Source organism: Citrobacter sp. Cpo032, from assembly GCF_030332975.1.
In the GTDB taxonomy this organism is placed as follows: Bacteria; Pseudomonadota; Gammaproteobacteria; order Enterobacterales; family Enterobacteriaceae; genus Citrobacter; species Citrobacter portucalensis.
The window spans coordinates 236235-254123 of sequence record NZ_JAOWGU010000052.1; the positions used below are offsets into that span (position 1 = coordinate 236235).

Annotated in this window: 17 protein-coding genes and 1 other annotated feature; of the genes, 5 read left to right on the forward strand and 12 right to left on the reverse strand. The window is 52.9% G+C overall.

The window, feature by feature from the left end; genetic code table 11:
- The first annotated feature begins 118 nt into the window (after positions 1-118).
- Both OGY33_RS23120 and satP read left to right on the forward strand, forming a co-directional pair.
- Complete coding sequence (locus tag OGY33_RS23120) at positions 119-523, forward strand: DUF2541 family protein (RefSeq protein ID WP_008786150.1); 405 nt, start codon at positions 119-121, stop codon at positions 521-523.
- 364 nt (positions 524-887) lie between these two features.
- Positions 888-1454: an acetate uptake transporter gene (gene satP / locus OGY33_RS23125; protein ID WP_003829744.1), complete on the forward strand. Its 567-nt coding sequence runs from the start codon at positions 888-890 to the stop codon at positions 1452-1454.
- Between the two features lie 34 nt (positions 1455-1488).
- On the opposite strand, the gene OGY33_RS23130 is transcribed toward satP, so the two are convergent.
- From OGY33_RS23130 to tal, 3 genes are all read right to left on the reverse strand, one after another.
- Positions 1489-2796 carry an MFS transporter gene (locus OGY33_RS23130; RefSeq protein WP_003829746.1) on the reverse strand — a complete coding sequence of 436 codons (1308 nt, stop codon included), beginning with the start codon at positions 2794-2796 and terminating at the stop codon, positions 1489-1491.
- A gap of 124 nt (positions 2797-2920) precedes the next feature.
- Positions 2921-3508, reverse strand: coding sequence for a molybdopterin adenylyltransferase (gene mog / locus OGY33_RS23135; RefSeq protein ID WP_003018973.1), 588 nt, complete (start codon positions 3506-3508; stop codon positions 2921-2923).
- Positions 3509-3618: 110 nt separating this feature from the next.
- Entirely contained in the window at positions 3619-4572 is a 954-nt protein-coding gene (gene tal, locus OGY33_RS23140; RefSeq protein ID WP_003018974.1) for a transaldolase, read from the reverse strand.
- 273 nt (positions 4573-4845) lie between these two features.
- On the opposite strand from tal, the gene OGY33_RS23145 reads away from it, so the two are divergent.
- Both OGY33_RS23145 and yaaA read left to right on the forward strand, forming a co-directional pair.
- Positions 4846-6276: an alanine/glycine:cation symporter family protein gene (locus OGY33_RS23145; protein ID WP_191238874.1), complete on the forward strand. Its 1431-nt coding sequence runs from the start codon at positions 4846-4848 to the stop codon at positions 6274-6276.
- Positions 6277-6353: 77 nt separating this feature from the next.
- Positions 6354-7127: a peroxide stress protein YaaA gene (yaaA, locus tag OGY33_RS23150; protein WP_048214979.1), complete on the forward strand. Its 774-nt coding sequence runs from the start codon at positions 6354-6356 to the stop codon at positions 7125-7127.
- Between the two features lie 84 nt (positions 7128-7211).
- On the opposite strand, the gene thrC is transcribed toward yaaA, so the two are convergent.
- The 6 genes from thrC to yjjY form a co-directional block, all read right to left on the reverse strand.
- Positions 7212-8498: a threonine synthase gene (gene thrC / locus OGY33_RS23155; protein ID WP_128316499.1), complete on the reverse strand. Its 1287-nt coding sequence runs from the start codon at positions 8496-8498 to the stop codon at positions 7212-7214.
- Positions 8499-8501: 3 nt separating this feature from the next.
- A complete protein-coding gene (thrB, locus tag OGY33_RS23160) occupies positions 8502-9431 on the reverse strand; it encodes a homoserine kinase (RefSeq protein WP_128611311.1) in 930 nt (309 codons plus the stop codon).
- Position 9432: 1 nt separating this feature from the next.
- Positions 9433-11895, reverse strand: coding sequence for a bifunctional aspartate kinase/homoserine dehydrogenase I (gene thrA / locus OGY33_RS23165; protein ID WP_003829761.1), 2463 nt, complete (start codon positions 11893-11895; stop codon positions 9433-9435).
- A gap of 23 nt (positions 11896-11918) precedes the next feature.
- Positions 11919-12045: a sequence feature (Thr leader region), on the reverse strand.
- Positions 11975-12040 (reverse strand): thr operon leader peptide, encoded by a 66-nt coding sequence (gene thrL, locus OGY33_RS23170; RefSeq protein ID WP_032337689.1) that lies wholly within the window; start codon positions 12038-12040, stop codon positions 11975-11977. It overlaps the preceding feature by 66 nt.
- Before the next feature lie 206 nt (positions 12046-12251).
- A complete protein-coding gene (locus OGY33_RS23175) occupies positions 12252-12938 on the reverse strand; it encodes a tRNA/rRNA methyltransferase (RefSeq protein ID WP_191215184.1) in 687 nt (228 codons plus the stop codon).
- 399 nt (positions 12939-13337) lie between these two features.
- Entirely contained in the window at positions 13338-13478 is a 141-nt protein-coding gene (gene yjjY, locus OGY33_RS23180) for a YjjY family protein (protein WP_042998021.1), read from the reverse strand.
- Between the two features lie 95 nt (positions 13479-13573).
- Here yjjY and arcA point away from each other — a divergent pair, with 95 nt between their 5' ends.
- Positions 13574-14290, forward strand: a complete 717-nt coding sequence (gene arcA, locus OGY33_RS23185; protein ID WP_001194359.1) for a two-component system response regulator ArcA — start codon at positions 13574-13576, stop codon at positions 14288-14290.
- Between the two features lie 59 nt (positions 14291-14349).
- Here arcA and creD read toward each other — a convergent pair whose 3' ends face one another.
- Genes creD through creB form a run of 3 tightly spaced genes read right to left on the reverse strand, consistent with a single transcriptional unit; the run spans position 14350 to position 17882 of the window.
- A complete protein-coding gene (gene creD, locus OGY33_RS23190; protein WP_079934410.1) occupies positions 14350-15711 on the reverse strand; it encodes a cell envelope integrity protein CreD in 1362 nt (453 codons plus the stop codon).
- Positions 15712-15768: 57 nt separating this feature from the next.
- A complete protein-coding gene (gene creC / locus OGY33_RS23195; RefSeq protein ID WP_079934411.1) occupies positions 15769-17193 on the reverse strand; it encodes a two-component system sensor histidine kinase CreC in 1425 nt (474 codons plus the stop codon).
- Positions 17193-17882, reverse strand: a complete 690-nt coding sequence (gene creB / locus OGY33_RS23200) for a two-component system response regulator CreB (RefSeq protein ID WP_048214984.1) — start codon at positions 17880-17882, stop codon at positions 17193-17195. Before creB ends, creC begins: the two co-directional genes overlap by 1 nt.
- Positions 17883-17889: the final 7 nt, after the last annotated feature.

Here is a 17889-nt window from a genome sequence, read left to right on the forward strand (position 1 = left end):
ACGGCCATTCATGTGAAAATTGTAATAAAAAGAAAAGATTACGACCATGAAACGGTTTCCCGTCGGCGGTAAGATGGTCTGATGTCACACACTTTTACAGCCGTCAAAGAGAAATTCCATGAAATCCGTGTTAACCCTTTCCACCAGCCTGCTTATGGGCCTGCTGCTGAGCAGCGCCGCGCACGCTAACGATCATAAAGTTCTGGGTATGATTGCGATGCCCCGCAATGCAACCAACGACCTTACGCTGAGAATTCCCGTTTGCCGGGTGGTGAAGCGCATTCAGCTCACCGCCGATCGCGGTGATATTAAACTTAACGGCGCATCCGTCTACTTCAAAGCAGTACGCACTTCCAGCCAAAGCCTGAACGTCCCGTCATCCATTAAAGAGGGACAAACGACCAACTGGATCTCTATTAATAGCGACAACGACAATAAACGCTGCGTGTCTAAAATCACCTTCTCAGGCCAGTCAGTAAACTCCTCTGACATGGCAACGCTGAAAGTTATTGGCGACGATTAATTCTGCACATTTTGATTCAGAAGCCATAGAAAACATGCGGGGCAGACACGCGGTTGATGTGAAAGCCATTGAACTGGAATAACCACTGCCGCGCCCATGACGCAGCGCCATCTGGCGATGGGTATTTCTCACCAGATCGTCCACCAAATCCCTCAGTTCCCGGTGGTACTTCAAATCGTCTGTCTTAGCAAAATGCTCAACCATGCGTAAGCGTGATGCCCATCACAGGGAAAATAATTCATTTTCCCTTCGTTAGATCATAGACAGTGCCCTCTCCCCTGATTATCATGCCGCGCCCCGAAGACAGTGATCGTTATTTGGGGAAACTATTTCACCATTCAATCAATGATGATTTTGAGGAATTATGGGCAACACTAAGTTGGCTAATCCGGCACCGCTGGGCCTGATGGGCTTTGGCATGACCACCATTCTGCTTAACCTGCACAACGCGGGTTTCTTCGCCTTTGACGTTATTATTCTGGCGATGGGCATTTTCTACGGCGGTATCGCGCAAATATTTGCCGGTCTGCTGGAGTATAAAAAGGGCAATACCTTCGGTTTAACCGCCTTTACCTCCTACGGTTCGTTCTGGCTGACGCTGGTTGCAATCCTAATCATGCCGAAAATGGGCCTGGCGGATGCAACCAATGGTCAGTTCCTGGGCGTATACCTGGGTCTGTGGGGCGTGTTCACACTGTTCATGTTCTTCGGCACGCTGAAAGCTAACCGCGCGTTGCAGTTTGTCTTCCTGAGCCTGACAGTGCTGTTCGCACTGCTGGCGGTCGGCAACATTGCAGGTAACGAAGCGATCATTCACGTTGCTGGCTGGATTGGCTTAGTGTGTGGCGCAAGCGCCATTTACCTGGCGATGGGTGAAGTGCTGAACGAACAGTTTGGCCGTACCATCCTGCCGATCGGTGAAGCGCACTAATCTGACGCTATCCCCCCGGACGGGGGGATATTCCTTACAAGCGCTGTAACTCGCCCTGCACGCTCGTATCGCGATGATAAATATCCTGTCGCAGCCAAATCCCCAGACCTAACCCCACCAGCGATAACGCCAGCACATACCAGGCCGGAGCCATTGGCGACACGCTCATTAACATCGTCACGGCGATTGGCGTCAGACCACCAAAAATGGCATACGACACGTTGTAAGAAAAGGAGATTCCGGTAAAGCGGACCTCCGCCGGAAACGCCCGCACCATCACATAAGGCACAGCCCCCACCACGCCAACGCACAACCCTACCAGCCCGTATAACAAGAACAAGTGCTGAGGATGGCTACCGGTCAGATGATAGAAAAACCAGCTTGAACAGGCCAGCAGCAGGCTGCCGACAATAAAGGTTTTGCTGGCGCCGACCCGATCGACAATAAACCCTGCCAGCAGACAGCCGACGCACAGCATAATGGTCGCGACACTGTTGGCTTGTAACGTCAACGCCGGTGCAAAACCATACTGCTTCTGCAACCAGACTGGCGACATCAGGATCACCACCACAATCCCGGCCGATAACAGCCAGGTCAGCAGCATGGAAATGACCACCGCTTTTTTATGTTTGCTCACCACCGACTTCACCGGTAGCTCTTGCGCCAGCGCTTTACGCTGCTGCATTTCGAGGAAGATGGGCGTTTCCTGCAACCAGCGACGCAGGTACATCGCCACCAGCCCAAACACGCCACCCAGCAGGAACGGGATACGCCAGCCGTAGTCATGCACCGCCTGCTGCGTCAGGCTGGTATTCACCAGCGTCGCAACCACCGATCCCAGCAGAATCCCCACCGTCAGCCCGGCGGTCAGCGTGCCACAGGCAATGCCGATGCGGCGCTCCGGTACGTGCTCCGCAACGAACACCCACGCGCCGGGCACTTCTCCGCCGATGGCAGCGCCTTGCAAAATACGCATCAGCAGTAACAGCAGCGGCGCGAGGATCCCCATTGAGGCGTAGGTAGGCAAAAGACCAATCGCCAGCGTCGGTATCGCCATCAGCAAAATGCTCAGGGTGAACATTTTCTTACGCCCGACCAGATCGCCAAAGTGCGCCATGATGATGCCACCCAGTGGACGCGCCAGATATCCGGCGGCAAAAATGCCGAAGGTTTGCACCTGACGTAGCCATTCAGGAATGTCTGCCGGGAAGAAGAGTTCGCCAACAACAGCGGCAAAGAAGACGAAGATAATGAAATCATAAAACTCAAGCGCACCGCCGAGGGCAGCAAGCGTAAGAGTTTTATAATCCTGGCGATTCAGCGGTCGAGTGTGTTGTGACATAGCAAACCATGAGTCAGTGGAGTTATTGAATCTGTCTGTCGATATATGTAAAGCAAAAATTACTATATCGTAAACAATTCAATACTCCACTGTCATTGGCACTTATGTCACGATCGGGCTACTTTCAGGCGTTTGTATCGCGGATTGCGCTTTTAGGACGAAAAGATGCTACAACAGCCGGTGCAGTTTCCACATACGGCCCATCCAGCAACTGTATACAATACGGTACACTTGCAAATATACCCGGCACGATAACCTTACCGTCGGCATCTTTCACGCCTTCCAGCGTTTCTTTGATCGACTTCGGCTGTCCAGGCAGATTCAGGATCAGCGCCTGCTTGCGAATCACGCCAACCTGGCGGGAGAGAATAGCCGTTGGCACAAAGTGCAGGCTTATCTGGCGCATCTGCTCGCCAAAGCCCGGCATCTGGCGGTCGGCTACGGCCAGCGTGGCATCAGGCGTTACATCGCGGCGGGCCGGCCCCGTTCCGCCGGTAGTCAGCACCAGATGACAGCTCATTTCATCCACCAGCTCGCATAAGGTCTGTTCGATGATCGCCTGTTCATCCGGGATCAGTCGCGTTTGCAGCTCAAAAGGGGTGGTAAGGGCTGATGCCAACCACTCTTCAAGGGCCGGGATACCTTTATCCTGGTAAACACCGCTGGAAGCACGGTCAGAAATGGAAACCAGGCCAATGCGTAAAGTATTCATGATTATTCCGTTTAAACAGTCTCGTTAAACAGAATGATACACTGCGAAGGGAAGGACAGACAGGTTTCAGAAGAGGTAGCGTGACCCATATCAGGGCCACGCGTTAATGATTACAGCAGATCGCCGATCATTTTTTCCAGTTTACCCTGGTCTACAGCAAACTTACGGATACCGTCCGCCAGTTTGTCTACAGCCATCGGATCCTGGTTGTGCTGCCACAGGAACTCAGCTTCAGTGATGCGTGCAGGGCGCGCTTTCACTTCGCCGGAGAAGGACAGTTTACGTTCGATAGCGCCTTCGCTTTCCGCCAGTTCTTTCAGCAGTGCCGGTGCAATCGTCAGACGATCGCAGCCTGCCAGCTCAATGATTTCGCCAATGTTACGGAAGCTCGCACCCATCACCACAGTTTCGTAACCGTGTTGTTTGTAGTACTCGTAGATTTCCGTTACGGAAACCACACCCGGATCTTCTGCCGGTGCATACTCTTTCTTGTCAGTGTTGGCTTTGTACCAGTCCAGAATACGGCCAACAAACGGAGAAATCAGATATACGCCAGCTTCTGCACATGCGCGCGCCTGCGCGAAGGAGAACAGCAGAGTCAGGTTACAGTTGATACCTTCTTTTTCCAGCTGCTCAGCGGCACGGATGCCCTGCCAGGTTGAAGCCAGTTTGATCAGAATGCGATCGTTGCTGATGCCAGCATCGTTGTACATTTTGATCAGACGTTTTGCTTTCGCAATGGACGCGTCGGTGTCGTAGGACAGACGAGCGTCAACTTCAGTGGAGATACGACCCGGGACCAGTTTCAGGATCTCCAGACCGATATTTACTGCCAGTTTGTCGGTCGCGTCAACGATCTGCTGTGCGCGGTCGTTGCTCTGCTGCTTAGCCCAGGCTACAGCGTCATCAATCAGCTTGCGGTATTCTGGGATCTGCGCTGCGTTAAGAATGAGAGAAGGGTTAGTTGTGGCATCCTGAGGCTGATACAGCTTCATTGCCGCGATGTCTCCGGTGTCGGCCACTACTGTGGTGAACTGACGAAGGGAGGTCAATTTGTCCGTCATGATAGCGATTCTCTTTAAACAGCTTGTTAGGGGGATGTAACCGATCTTCCCTGATGATAGCACGACGCACTCTCAGCGCAACCGCCTGGATTGTCCGACCCGCTGCTCAGCCCTGATTACGCATCTCACAGCCCGTGATGCGCAATTAAAGATATACCCATTGTTATGGTAAACTCCCGCAATCAATCACCTTATAAGGTATATACTGGTCGATAATTGGTAGCGCTTACACGGGATTATTCGCGCTTACCGGCATCAACAAGAGGGATGTTAATGCCTGATTTTTTCTCATTTATTAATGAAATACTCTGGGGATCGGTGATGATCTACCTCCTGCTTGGCGCAGGATGTTGGTTCACCTGGCGTACAGGGTTCGTGCAGTTCCGCTATATTCGCCAGTTTGGCAAAAGTCTTAAAAACAGCATCAGCCCGCAGCCGGGCGGTTTAACTTCTTTTCAGGCTCTGTGTACCAGTCTTGCCGCGCGCGTCGGTAGCGGAAATCTGGCGGGTGTGGCGTTGGCGATCGCCGCCGGCGGCGCGGGAGCCATTTTCTGGATGTGGGTCTCGGCGGTCATTGGTATGGCAACCTCATTCGCCGAATGTTCCCTTGCCCAGCTGTATAAAGAGCGCGACAGCAAGGGACAGTTACGCGGCGGTCCTGCATGGTATATGGCCCGTGGACTGGGCATGCGCTGGATGGGCGTGCTGTTTGCCATCTTTTTACTCATTGCCTATGGCCTGATTTTTAACAGCGTGCAGGCAAACTCAGTCTCTCGTGCGTTGACCTTTGCTTTTGACATCCCTCCCCTCTTCTCCGGTATCGCACTGGCAATAGTGTCATTACTGGTCATCGTCGGCGGCATTAAAGGCGTTGCCCGCCTGATGCAATGGTTTGTTCCGATGATGGCGCTGCTGTGGATCGGTTGTAGCCTCGTCATCTGCCTTTGGCATTTCGGACAGCTCCCCGGCATTATCATGACCATCATAAAAAGCGCCTTTGGCTGGCAGGAAGCCGCGGCCGGTGCCGCCGGGTATACGCTAAGCCAGGCCATTGCCAGCGGTTTTCAGCGCGGTATGTTCTCTAATGAAGCCGGAATGGGCTCAACCCCGAACGCAGCTGCCTCGGCAGCATCCTGGCCGCCACACCCTGCCGCACAAGGCATTGTGCAAATGATTGGTGTATTGGGCGATACGCTAATTCTTTGTACGGCCAGCGCAATGATCATTTTACTGGCGGGTAATGGCATCAATTATGTGCCAATGGAAGGCATCCAGTTGCTGCAACGAGCCATGGTCTCGCTGACGGGTGAATGGGGGGCCGGATTCGTTGCCTTAATAGTGATTCTGTTTGCCTTTAGCTCTATCGTCGCCAACTACATTTATGCGGAAAACAACCTCATTTTCCTGAAACTGGACAACATTCGGGTTATCTGGTTATTACGTATTGCCACCGTTTGCACCGTTATTGGCGGTACGTTAATCAGTTTTCCGCTGGTCTGGCAACTTGCGGACATCATCATGGCCTGTATGGCCATTACTAACCTGACGGCGATTCTGCTGCTTTCTCCGGTTGTACATACCATCGCCAGCGACTATCTGCGCCAGCGAAAACTCGGGGTGCGCCCGGAATTCGATCCGCGCCGTTATCCTGATATCAGACAACAGCTTGCACCCGATAGCTGGGATGAAACGCCGCGCGAATAGCGCGGCAATCGCAACCATCGATCAATTCAGTCGTTTTTTTTGCTAAAGTCGCAGTAAATTTCCTGCAAGGACTGGATATGCTGATTCTGATTTCACCTGCAAAAACGCTCGACTACCAAAGCCCGCTGGCAACGACACGTCATACGCTGCCCGAGTTGCTGGATCACTCTCAGCAGCTTATTCACGTGGCACGCCAGCTCTCTGCACCGCAGATTGGCAAGCTGATGGGGATTAGCGACAAGCTGGCGGATCTGAACGCCACCCGTTTCCATGACTGGCAGCCTGACTTCACGCCGGACAATGCACGTCAGGCCATTCTGGCGTTTAAAGGCGACGTCTATACAGGGTTGCAGGCTGAAACCTTCAGCGAGGCGGATTTCGACTTCGCTCAACAGCATTTACGGATGCTGTCCGGGTTGTACGGCGTTTTGCGTCCGCTGGATTTGATGCAGCCTTACCGTCTGGAGATGGGCATTCGTCTGGCCAATGCGAAGGGTAAAGATCTCTACCAGTTCTGGGGAGATACCATCACCGATAAACTCAACGAAGCGCTGGAAGCGCAAGGCGACAGAGTGGTGATCAACCTCGCCTCGGATGAGTATTTTAAATCCGTGAAGCCGAAAAAACTCAACGCTGAGCTTATCAAACCGGTCTTCCTCGACGAGAAGAACGGCAAGTTTAAAGTCATCAGCTTCTATGCCAAAAAAGCGCGCGGACTGATGAGTCGCTACATTATTGAGAACCGCTTAACGCAACCGGAACAGCTGACCGCATTTAACAGCGAAGGCTACTTCTTTGATGAAGAAGCATCAGGAAACGGCGAACTGGTGTTTAAACGCCACGAGCAATAGTAAAAAGGCCGGATGACGGCAAACGCCTTATCCGGCCTACAGGTTTTGTCGTCCCGCTATGCAAAGCGCCAGCGGGCACAACCGTTAACCGCGGGTCATCATTAGCTTACGCAGCGCAGCAAAATCAGCAGGCAGGTGATGAGAAAGCAGCGGCAGGTCCGCGCGTTCCGCCAGTTCTTTTGGCAACGCCAGCGTCAGGTCAAGAATCTCTTCAACGCTTTCTTTAAACTTCGCCGGATGCGCTGTACCAAGGAACAGGCCGTACTCGCCAGGGTTTAGCTGGTCACGCAGCGCGCGGTAAGCCACCGCTGCATGTGGTTCTGAGGTGTAGCCTATCTCATGTAACTCACGCATCGTGTCCTGAGTTGTCGCATCGTCAACAGCGGCATAACCCAGCTCATTCAGACGCCAGATTTTACGGCGGAACAGTTCTTCCACGCGCGGCCAGTTGTTCGGCTGGCTGACATCCATCGCATTCGACAACGTTGCCTGAGTCGCTTTTGGTGCCCACTCACCTTCTGCAAGGAAGCGCGGAACCGTATCATTAACGTTAGTCGCCGCGATAAAACGCTTCACCGGCAAGCCCAGTGATTTCGCCAGCAGCCCGGCGGTCAGATCACCAAAGTTACCGCTGGGAACGGAAATCACCAGTTGATTACGCGCCTCTTGCGGCAGTTGGGCCACAGCCTCAAAATAGTAACAGATTTGCGCCAACAGACGGCTGATGTTAATTGAGTTAGCCGAGTTCAGCCCCAGAGCCACCTTCAGCTCTTCGTCATCAAACGCCTGTTTCACCAGCGCCTGGCAGGCATCAAAATCGCCATCAATCGCCACAGTTTCAATGTTACCGCCCAGCGTACAGAACAGTTTTTCCTGTAATGGGCTGATCTTGCCGTTCGGGTAGAGGATCACCACGCGCACATTTTTCAGGCCATAAAAGGCATGCGCAACCGCCGCCCCGGTGTCTCCGGAGGTCGCCGTCAGAATCGTTACCGGTTTGTCGCCACTGATGTGCGTCAGCATCTGCGCCATAAAGCGCCCACCAAAGTCTTTAAATGCAAGCGTAGGGCCGTGGAACAGTTCCAGACAGCCGACATCCTCGGCAACCTGGGCAACCGGAGCCGGAAAGGCAAATGCCGCACGCACGCGCTCTTCCAGAATTTCCTGAGGGATCTCATCCCCAATAAATGCGGACAGGATCTTCGCGCTGCGGCTAACGAAGTCCTGGTTCAGCATCTCATCCACTTCTGTCAGATTGAATTCCGGTAGATCGTGCGGAAAAAACAATCCCTGATTCTTGCCCAGTCCTTGCGTAACAGCCTGCGCAAAGCTGACCTGTTCGTTGTGATCTTTCAGATTATACAGTTTCATTGATTATCCCAGTACCCGTGCGCCCGCCGTGTCCAGCCGGCAAATATGAACAAAGCCTTCCTGATTTTGTAGGTAATTTTTACCCAGCCAATCTGCTACGCGCTGTGCCGTATCCGGCTTATCGCACAAGGCGAACAGCGTCGGCCCAGACCCAGATATACCGCTGGCCAGAGCGCCAATTTCTGCGACCGCCTGACGCGCCTGGCTAAAGCCTGGCAGCAAGCGGGTACGATACGGCTCAGCAATGACATCTTTCATCAGCTTCGCGGCCAGAAGAGGTTGACGGGAATAGCAGGCATGGATGAATCCAGCCAGATGCCGCCCATGAGCGATACAGTCCTGACGGCGATACTGGGCTGGGAGAATCGCCCGCGCTTCTGCCGTCGACACTTTTATCCCCGGATACGCCAGTACCCACAGCCACTCATCAAAGCCTGGCACCTGCTGGCTAATAATGCCGTTTTCTTCAATCATTAACTGCATGCCGCCCAAAAAGCACGGGGCGACGTTATCGTAATGAATACTGCCGGAGATACGCCCTTCCAGCTCGCCCATTATCGCTAACAGGCGCGTATCGTTGAGCGGCTTGCCGCAGTGTTCGTTCATAGCGACCAGCGCCGCCACGACGGAACAGGCGCTGGAGCCTAACCCGGAGCCAATCGGCATATTTTTTTCCAGCGTCATCGCCACCGGAACGCTTTTACCCAGCTCCTGACAGAATCGCTCCCAGCACTGGTAGACAATGTTTTCTCGCGGCTCAGGCGGCAGTTTGTTGGCAAAGCGCCCAAGGTTGTTCAGGCTGAACTGGTCAGCCGCCTCAACGGACACCACATCACCCAACAGCGAACCGTCCACCGGCGTTACCGCTGCACCGAGCACATCAAACCCGACGCTCATATTGGCACTGGAAGCCGGGGCATAAACTCTCACCATGTCAGACTCCTAACTTCCATGAAAGGGTGCGTAGCAGGTCGGCAAAGACGCCCGCTGCCGTCACATCGTTACCCGCGCCATATCCGCGCAGAACCAACGGTAACGGCTGATAGTAGTGGCTATAGAACGCCAGCGCGTTTTCACCGTTTTTCACTTTAAACAGCGGATCGTTGCCGTCTACTGCATCAATTTTCACGCGACAAACGCCGTCCTCTTCGATATTGCCAACATAGCGCAATACTTTTCCCTCATCACGGGCTTTCGCCACACGCGCGGCAAAGACGTCATCCAGCTGCGACAATTTCGCCATAAACGCGGAAACATCACCGGAGTCATCAAACTCTTTTGGCAGGACCGGCTCAATGACAATGTCAGAAAGCTCCAGCTCACGACCGGTTTCACGGGCCAGGATCAGCAGCTTACGCGCCACGTCCGTACCGGAAAGATCGTCACGCGGATCGGGTTCGGTATAGCCCATCTCACGCGCCAGGGTGGTGGCCTGCGAGAAGCTCATGCCTTCATCCAGCTTGCCGAAAATAAACGACAGTGAGCCAGAAAGGATGCCTGAAAAACGTTGCAGTTCATCACCTGCGCTGAGCAGATTTTGCAGGTTTTCAATAACCGGCAAGCCCGCGCCCACGTTGGTGTCGTACAGGAATTTACGACGAGACTTCGCGGCGGCAAAACGCAGCTGATGATAGTAATCCATCGACGACGTGTTGGCCTTTTTGTTCGGCGTAACCACGTGGAAGCCTTCACGCAAGAAGTCGGCATATTGATCCGCTACCGCCTGGCTTGACGTACAGTCGACAATCACCGGATTGAGCAGATGGTATTCTTTCACCAGACGAATTAAGCGCCCAAGGTTGAAAGGCTCTTTCGCGCTCTCCAGCTCCGACTGCCAGTTTTCCAGATTCAGACCGTGGACGTTGGTCAGCAGAGCCTTCGAGTTCGCCACGCCGCACACGCGCAGATCGATATGCTTCTTTTTGAGCCAGGTTTGCTGACGTTTAAGCTGCTCCAGCAGCGCACCGCCCACGCCGCCTACGCCAATCACAAACACTTCAATCACCTGGTCGGTGTTGAACAGCATCTGATGGGTCACGCGTACGCCGGTGGTCGCGTCATCGTTATTCACCACCACCGAAATAGAACGCTCAGACGAGCCCTGGGCGATCGCTACAATATTGATGTTCGCCCGAGCCAGCGCGGCAAAGAACTTCGCCGAGATGCCGCGCAGGGTGCGCATACCATCGCCAACAACAGAGATGATGGCCAGACGCTCAGTCACCGCCAACGGCTCCAGAAGGCCTTCTTTCAGCTCGAGGTAGAATTCATCCTGCATGGCGCGTTGCGCACGCGCGCAGTCGCCCTGCGGGACGCAGAAGCTGATGCTGTATTCAGAAGAGGATTGAGTGATCAGCACCACCGAGATGCCCGCACGCGACATGGCGGCAAAAACGCGCGCCGCCATGCCCACCATGCCTTTCATTCCAGGGCCGGAAACGCTAAACATCGCCATGTTATTGAGGTTAGAAATACCTTTTACCGGCAAATCATCGTCATCACTGCTGGCACCGATCAGCGTACCGGGCGCTTGCGGATTGCCGGTATTTTTAATCAGGCACGGGATCTGGAACTGGGCAATAGGGGTAATGGTGCGCGGATGCAGCACTTTGGCGCCGAAGTAAGAAAGCTCCATCGCTTCCTGATAAGACATCGACTTAAGTAGTCGGGCATCGGGTACCTGACGCGGATCGCAAGTATATACGCCGTCGACATCGGTCCAGATTTCACAACAATCGGCACGCAAACAGGCGGCCAGTACGGCGGCAGAGTAGTCAGAGCCATTACGTCCCAACACCACTAACTCACCTTTTTCATTTCCGGCGGTAAACCCTGCCATCAGAATCATGTGATCCGCAGGAATACGGCTGGCGGCGATGCGGCGCGTAGATTCGGCGATATCAACGGTAGATTCGAGGTAATGGCCGACAGCCAGCAATTTCTCCACCGGGTCGATGACCGTTACGTTATGCCCGCGTGCTTCCAGCAGGCCGGCCATGATAGCAATCGACATTTTTTCACCACGGCAGATAAGCGCGGCATTGATGCTGTCCGGGCACTGTCCCAGCAGGCTGATGCCGTGCAGGACGTGCTTAATCTGAGCAAATTCTTGTTCAACAAAGGCTTTGAGCTGCGCCAGCGGAAAACCTGGTTGCTCGGCGGCAAGACCCACCAGCAGCTCGGAGAAAATGCGTTCGGCGTCGCTGATATTAGCTAAAGCATCCTGACCACCGATGGTCTTCTCAATCATTGCCACCAGATGGTTGGTAATTTTTGCGGGGGCAGAGAGAACGGTCGCGACCTGCCCCTGTCTGGCATTGCTTTCCAGAATATCGGCAACCCGCAGAAAGCGCTCTGCATTTGCCACTGATGTACCGCCGAACTTCAACACTCGCATGGTTTACCTCATTGCCTTTGGTCGAAAAAAAAGCCCGCACTGTTTAGGTGCGGGCTTTTTCTTGTGTTTCCTGTACGCGTCAGCCCGCACCGTTACCTGTGGTAATGGTGATGGTTGTAGTAATGGTGATGCTGATGCGTTTCATGATGTTGTGTGCTCTGTAATTATTTATTATCTGTCCTGTATTCTTTTAGGGTTAAAGTATCTGCTGACCTAAGTCAATAAATTTTTAAATTGATCACATTCCGAAACTTGTTCATGAGCAACTGCTTGCCCTTTTACTTTCAACCAATACAGCATGTCGAGCCCACTTGAACCAAGAACAAAACACTACACAACAAAAATTGTTCAACATTTTATTTTGTGATGTTTTTTTCAATATCATGTAAAAAACGGTGCAACATTGCCGTGTCTCGCTGCCCCAACAGACCCATTCGCTGTTGCAACCAGTCCGTCAGCTTGATGTCGTCAGAAACGTTCAGCGTGGCTAATAAACGCAAAACGCGTGCGCGCAATGCCTGCAGTTGAAGCTCATCCGTCACCTCAACGTTTTTGGCCGGTTGTTGTATTAAACCTGCTAATTGATAGCAATACACCATCACCGCCTGCCCCAAATTGAGTGAAGGATAGTCAGCGACCATCGGTACACCAGTGAGTACATCTGCCAGCGCTAATTCTTCATTGGTCAGCCCCGAATCTTCACGACCAAAAACCAGTGCGGCGTGTTCCATCCACGTTGATTTTTCCTGCAACAGGGGAACCAGTTCGACCGGCGTGGCGTAATAATGAAACTTCGCCCGGCTGCGCGCGGTGGTCGCGACGGTAAAATCCACGTCGTGGAGCGCCTCCGCTAACGTTGGAAAAACGTTAATATTATCAATAATGTCGCCCGATCCATGCGCGACCCATCGCGTGGCGGGTTCCAGGTGCGCCTCGCTGTCAACGATACGTAATTGAGTGAATCCCATGGTCTTCATCGCACGGGCAGCCGCACCAATATTTTCCGCTCTGGCAGGGGCAACCAGAATAATTGTTAAACGCATTTCGATACTCTTTTTGGTCAGTCTGCAAGTAATAATGTGACGCACGTCAACATATTACGCAGCGCAAATTTACATTTTTTTAACAGAAGTCACTGAAAAAGGATTTCGCATCCGGTAAAAAATGCTAAACTATTTCCAAACTGTACTATTGCTTTTTATGTTAACAAAAGTTGTATATCCCTCTGTTTATCCATGATAATTTATTTTAAAATGGATCGCATTGGTTGGATTCATTACATTTATTAATTAGCTCGTGCAACTAGTTGTAATATTGCAATTTTGTGATGAAAGCAAACATTTGGATACGTTGATTTCATCAAACTGTTAACGTGCTACAATTGAACTTGATATATGTCAACGAAGCGTAGTTTTATTGGGTGTCCGGCATGTCTTAGCCTGTTATGTTGCTGTTAAAATGGTTAGGATGACAGCCGTTTTTGACACTGTCGGGTCCAGAGGGAAACTACCCACGACCAAGCTAATGATGTTGTTGACGTTGATGGAAAGTGCATCAAGAACGCAATTACGTACTTTAGTCATGTTACGCCGATCATGTTAATTTACGGCATGCATCAGGCAGGTCAGGGACTTTTGTACTTCCTGTTTCGATTTAGTTGGCAATTTAGGTAGCAAACATGCAGACCCCGCACATTCTTATCGTTGAAGACGAGTTAGTAACACGCAACACGTTGAAAAGCATTTTCGAAGCAGAAGGCTATGATGTATTCGAAGCGACAGATGGCGCGGAAATGCATCAGATTCTCTCTGAATATGACATCAACCTTGTGATTATGGATATCAATCTGCCTGGGAAAAATGGCCTACTGTTAGCGCGCGAACTTCGCGAACAAGCTAACGTTGCGCTGATGTTCCTGACGGGCCGTGATAACGAAGTCGATAAAATTCTCGGCCTCGAAATCGGCGCAGACGATTACATCACCAAGCCGTTTAACCCGCGCGAACTGACTATCCGTGCTCGTAACCTGCTGTCCCGTACCATGAACCTGGGTACTGTCAGCGAAGAACGCCGTAGCGTCGAAAGCTACAAGTTCAACGGCTGGGAGCTGGACATCAACAGCCGCTCTCTGATTGGTCCTGACGGCGAGCAGTATAAACTGCCACGCAGCGAATTCCGTGCAATGCTTCACTTCTGTGAGAATCCGGGCAAAATCCAGTCTCGCGCAGAACTGCTGAAAAAAATGACCGGTCGCGAACTGAAGCCGCATGACCGTACCGTTGACGTGACTATCCGCCGCATTCGTAAACATTTCGAATCTACGCCGGATACGCCAGAAATCATCGCCACCATTCACGGTGAAGGCTACCGTTTCTGCGGCGATCTGCAGGATTAATTCAATCCTTACAGGTAAAAAACGGCGCAATATGCGCCGTTTTTCATTTCCCCACCGCCCTATTTCCATAAGCGAAACTCGTCACTCTGCGCAGGCAGAGGCTCCGGAATTTCTGTCGGCTTTGGTTTTGGCTGTGCCAGCGAGTGCCAGTCAAGATGACGCGTCAGGAACATCACGCCACACAACGCGACCAACAGCACGCCGGTTCCCAGCAGTAAAGAGCTGTCCTGTGAACGTAGCAGCACCCACATCACCCCATCCAACCCCAGCAGCGCCACGGTGAATAAAATACTGTTCCGCCAACTCTGTAATATCGCCTGCAGATACACCCCGTTCATTAACGCGCCTACCAGGCTTGCTGTAATCCACGCCGCCGTAAACCCAATGTGCTCAGACAATGCCAGCAGCAGCAGATAAAACATCACCAGCGATAGCCCCACCAGCAGATACTGCATCGGGTGCAGACGCAGGCTGGTCATACTTTCAAGCACGAAGAAAGACATAAAGGTCAGTACAATCAGCAGGATGGCATACTTGGTAGCCCTGTCCGTTAACTGATACTGATCCGCTGGCGTGGCGACGGCAACGCTAAATGCAGGCATTCCCTTCCAGCCAATCTTTTCGCCATCAAAGCGTTCGCCGAGGTTATTCGCGAACCAGCTGCTTTGCCACTGGGCCTTAAATCCTGACTCGCTGATTTCGCGCTTCGCCGGGAGGAAATCCCCCAGAAAGTTGGGATGTGGCCAGTTGCTGGTTAAAGTCATTTCACTGTTACGGCCAACCGGAACAACGGAGAAATCTCCGGTTCCGCTCAAATTCAACGACAGCACCATGCTCAGGTTTTGCTCCGCCCAGCTCGCGTCAGGTAGCGGAATGTGGATCCCTTGAGCTCCTCCATCCAGCCCCGTCCCTGGCTCAACGGCCAGCGATTCCCCATTGACCTGCAGCGCTTGCACCACGCCGATCCCGCGCGCATCCCCCACGCCAACCACGATAAACGGTTTGCCGACGCTGACGTTGGGATGGTTTAAATCACGCAAGCGTTCAGCGTTAAACTCGGCCTTCACCGAGAGATCATTGTGCCAGACCTGGCCTTCGTAAATACCGATTTTACGCGCTTCAACGTTCTGATTCCCCTCAACCACCATCGACTCCGGGAGCCAGAAATGGATATAGCTGCGCTTACGCTGGATCTGTTTGTCGCCTTCCAGCTCGATATACAGTTCCGTCACCGGGACGGCAATCAGCGGCCCGACCATCTTTTGCGGCCCGCTGGTGCTCTGACGAATAGCATCTTCGACTTCATCACGATAATCCGATCGCTCAACGATTATCTGCCTGACCATCGTCAGTGGAATTAACAGCAGTAATATTGCGCCGCCTAAGGTGACGATTTTCCAAAACAGGGGTGATTTAAACATAGCGTTCTCCTTTGCAATATCAGCAAGGTAGAACAGCTATGTGCGGAGAATTTGAAGTTATGTGAAGTGACGGTGAAGCGTAAACGAGGCCTGTGCACCGCCCTCTGGTCGGTTAGATAATGTCACCGTACCTTCATGCAGTCGTGCAACTTCACTGACAAACGCCAGCCCCAAACCGCTGCTCTTGTGTCCATTCTCGCGGGGCAGCGAGTAGAAGCGCTCAAAAATACGCGGCAACGCAAAATCAGGGATCCCGCTACCGCTGTCGGTAACCTGCAATGTGACCAGATCCTCCTGCTGATGCGCGCTCAACGTAATCGTTCCGCCCTGTGGCGTGAAGTCGATAGCGTTGTCGAGCAAGTTCCCCAATGCCTGCTCCAGTAACGCGGGATCGGCAGCGACGCTAAGCGATGAAGGCAGAATGGTCAGCGTAATGTTTTTTGCCGCCAGCTGCACGCTACGCGCCTCTTTGAGCTGAGCAAAAAGCGTATCTACCTCCACCGCCGTCAACGTAATGTCCTGTCGATTCTCCAGTCGCGCCTGGCGCAGCAAAGTTTCGACCAGCGCCTGCATGCGCGCATTTTGCGTCAGAATATTATCGGTAAAACGCGCTACCACGTTTGGCGGCGGGCCTTCGCGCAATATCTCTGCCGCGCCACGAATGGCCGCCAGCGGACTTTTCAGCTCATGCGTTAACGCGTAGACATACTGCTCAATGTAGTTCTTGCCTTCGAGCTTCAGACGCATACTTTCCAGCGCCTGCGCCAGTTTACGTAACTCGCTGCTGCCTAAATCAGGCAGTGGGACGGGGCGATTCTCGGTAACGGAGTCGGCATAACGCGCCAGCCGGGCAATGGATCGGTTTATCCACCATACCATCCCGAAGCCAATCACCAGGGCAATGCCCAGCAATACGGCGCTGGCCCACAGCATTCGCCGTTCACTGCGTTTAATCACCGGTGCCATCGCCGCATTTGGTTTACCGACACTGAGCACGCCGATAATACGCCCACCGTCTACGATCGGCGCAGCAACGTACATCACCGAGCTTTCCGGATCGTTCGGGTTTTGCGGCGTGCTTCGGGCGCCATACTGCCCACGCAGCGTTAACCACACATCGTTCCAGCGGGAGTAGTCCTGACCGACGGCCTGGTTAGCTGAATCAAACAACACCTTGCCCTGCGCGTCCGTCATATAGACATGGTATTCATTACGCACTTTGTTAATGCCGCTGATGTTGGCGTTAAATGGGCGGTTATGCAGCTGCGCAAATGCCTGCGCCAGCTTGCCGTTAGCCGGTGAGTCAGAGAGCACGTCATCACGCGCCAGTGCAGCCAGCAGCGTGGCGGTATCAATTAAAGTACCTTCGGTCGCCCGACGAACGCCTGGCTTAATTTCCTGCACAAAGATCGACAGAACAAACCAGGCGGCGACCGCGACAATCAGAAAATAGCCGAGCAGCAAACGCATGCCAATGCGCATCAGCAATTCCTCAGGCTGTATCCCATACCGCGATGAGTATTGATGGGGGAAAGCTCCGGATTGATAGCCCGCAGCTTGGCGCGCAGCGTTTTGATGTGAGTATCAACCGTTCTGTCAAAGGTATCCTGCGCGTCTGCCCAGACTAAATCCATCAGCTGCTGGCGAGAGTAAATACGTCCCGGCGACATCAGCAATGTTTTCAGCAGCAGGAATTCATAACGCGTCAGGTTCAACGGCATGCTGAACCAGGTAATTTGCGCGGCCAGCTCATTAAGTTCAAAATCCCCACAGCGCGTCGTCGATGAAGGCGTGGAGAATTTTTGCACCCGCCGCAGCAGCGTACGCACACGAGCGCACACCTCACGCGGCGAGAAAGGCTTGGCAACATAGTCATCTGCGCCAATTTCCAGCCCCAACAGGCGATCCACTTCATCGCTGCGCGCGGTCAGAAAGAGGATCGGCAACGCCGGGTGGCGTTCCAGTAAACGTCGGCACAGTTCAAAACCGCTGATATCCGGTAGCCCGACATCCAGAATGATGGCATCAGGACATTGCTGGCGAGATTTCTCCAGCACGGGAAATCCGCGCTCAAACGCCTCTACGCTAAACCCTTCCTGTTGCAGCATGTAGATAAGCGTATCAGCGATTCCCTGCTCATCCTCAACCAACCAGATCAACGGCTGTTGCATTGTGCTT

Bases quoted from the DNA above. Each gene is read 5' to 3' on its own strand.
- OGY33_RS23130 (WP_003829746.1), bottom strand. From the start codon at position 2,796: ATGTCACAACACACTCGACCGCTGAATCGCCAGGATTATAAAACTCTT.
- OGY33_RS23145 (WP_191238874.1), top strand. From the start codon at position 4,846: ATGCCTGATTTTTTCTCATTTATTAATGAAATACTCTGGGGATCGGTG.
- thrC (WP_128316499.1), bottom strand. From the start codon at position 8,498: ATGAAACTGTATAATCTGAAAGATCACAACGAACAGGTCAGCTTTGCG.
- creC (WP_079934411.1), bottom strand. From the start codon at position 17,193: ATGCGCATTGGCATGCGTTTGCTGCTCGGCTATTTTCTGATTGTCGCG.
- creD (WP_079934410.1), bottom strand. From the start codon at position 15,711: ATGTTTAAATCACCCCTGTTTTGGAAAATCGTCACCTTAGGCGGCGCA.
- OGY33_RS23175 (WP_191215184.1), bottom strand. From the start codon at position 12,938: ATGCGTTTAACAATTATTCTGGTTGCCCCTGCCAGAGCGGAAAATATT.
- OGY33_RS23120 (WP_008786150.1), top strand. From the start codon at position 119: ATGAAATCCGTGTTAACCCTTTCCACCAGCCTGCTTATGGGCCTGCTG.
- yaaA (WP_048214979.1), top strand. From the start codon at position 6,354: ATGCTGATTCTGATTTCACCTGCAAAAACGCTCGACTACCAAAGCCCG.
- creB (WP_048214984.1), bottom strand. From the start codon at position 17,882: ATGCAACAGCCGTTGATCTGGTTGGTTGAGGATGAGCAGGGAATCGCT.
- arcA (WP_001194359.1), top strand. From the start codon at position 13,574: ATGCAGACCCCGCACATTCTTATCGTTGAAGACGAGTTAGTAACACGC.
- satP (WP_003829744.1), top strand. From the start codon at position 888: ATGGGCAACACTAAGTTGGCTAATCCGGCACCGCTGGGCCTGATGGGC.
- thrA (WP_003829761.1), bottom strand. From the start codon at position 11,895: ATGCGAGTGTTGAAGTTCGGCGGTACATCAGTGGCAAATGCAGAGCGC.
- yjjY (WP_042998021.1), bottom strand. From the start codon at position 13,478: ATGACTAAAGTACGTAATTGCGTTCTTGATGCACTTTCCATCAACGTC.
- tal (WP_003018974.1), bottom strand. From the start codon at position 4,572: ATGACGGACAAATTGACCTCCCTTCGTCAGTTCACCACAGTAGTGGCC.
- thrB (WP_128611311.1), bottom strand. From the start codon at position 9,431: ATGGTGAGAGTTTATGCCCCGGCTTCCAGTGCCAATATGAGCGTCGGG.
- mog (WP_003018973.1), bottom strand. From the start codon at position 3,508: ATGAATACTTTACGCATTGGCCTGGTTTCCATTTCTGACCGTGCTTCC.